Source organism: Lentilitoribacter sp. EG35 (assembly GCF_040784015.1).
Classification (GTDB): Bacteria; Pseudomonadota; Alphaproteobacteria; order Rhizobiales; family Rhizobiaceae; genus Lentilitoribacter.
The window spans coordinates 1-1,426 of the sequence record NZ_JBFNGQ010000030.1 but is presented as its reverse complement, the minus strand read 5'-3'; the positions used below and the strand labels follow the sequence as shown (position 1 = coordinate 1,426).

General features: G+C 46.3%; 1 protein-coding gene. It reads right to left on the bottom strand.

The window, feature by feature from the left end; all coding sequences use genetic code 11:
• Positions 1 to 1,426: condensation domain-containing protein (locus AB2J24_RS19795; protein ID WP_367386803.1), on the bottom strand; the 1,426-nt coding region annotated here is incomplete at both ends.

Genomic DNA, 1,426 nt, shown 5'->3' with positions numbered 1-1,426 from the left:
GTGCTTCAAATAACTCTGGTAATGTCGCATCTGGAATAGGTTGCGTGGTATCATTCCAATCAAACAGAATTTTCTGACGTTCATCTTCATCTAGAAGTTCAAACGAACCAATCGAATGATCAGGATTGTCAACAACAAGCTCGAACAGATGAACCAACCGTCCCATTAGCGTTTCTACGGTCTCTTCATCAAACAAGTCACAAGCATATTCTAACTGCCCGACTAAACCTTGAGGTTTTCCATCATCACCCCTTTGTTCACTGAAGCTGAACCAAAGATCGAACTTGGCCGTATCAGTATCAACAGGTTCAGCAGTAACCTCCATACTTGGTAGATCTAAAGAGGCTGTAACATTATTTTGTAGCGCCAACATCACTTGGAATAAGGGGTGGCTTGCAAAGGAACGAGTAGGATTGAGAGCTTCTACCAACCGTTCAAACGGAATATCCTGATGAGCATAAGCTTGCAGATCTGTCTCACGAACACGAGACAGAAGTTCACGGAAGCTGGGATTGCCTGATGTATCGGTCCGCAACACAAGCGTGTTAACAAAAAAGCCCACCAATTCATCCAAAGCATCATCCATCCGTCCCGCAATCGGACTGCCAAGTGGAATGTCATTGCCAGCGCCAAGCCGCGTAAGTAGTGCTGCCAACCCAGCTTGAAGAACCATAAACAAACTACTTTGAGCTTCGCGGGCCAAGTCTAAAAGCTTGCCGTGTAACTCTGAGGTAATGGTAATGGGAATATATCCACCCCGATGGCTGGCTTTCGTTGGACGAGGTCGGTCAACAGGTAGGTCTAACTGTTCCGGAAGACCCTTAAGCGTATCCTGCCAATAAGAAAGTTGATGCGCAATAGCACTATCGGAATCAGATTCATCACCTAAAAGCTCATGCTGCCAAAGTGTGTAATCAGCGTATTGCACTGGTAATGGCACCCAATCAGGCGCCTCACCTCGAATGCGTGCCTCGTAAGCCAAAGTAAGATCCTTAGCCAAAGGTGCAAAAGACCATCCATCACCTGCTATATGATGGATGACTAACAACAACACATGTTGATCGGCATTTAAATGATAAAGCCAGCCGCGGATCGGCAACTCCGTTGCAAGATCAAAGCAATATCCCGCTGCTGCTGAAAGCGCAGCAGATAGTTCCGCCTCAGTTATATCAGCCTTCTCGAGAAGACTACCTATAGCACCAATTTCCGTAATCTGCTGATAAGGTACACCATCAACTTCCACAAAAGTCGTACGCAAACTCTCATGACGGGCAACGACATCTTCTAAAGCCACAGACAGCGCAGCTACATTAAGAGCTCCACTCAAACGCAAAGCCATCGGAATGTTGTAAGTTGAACTTACACCATCAATCTGGCCAAGAAGCCATAAACGACGTTGGGCATAAGAAAGTGGTAGATGGTCTGG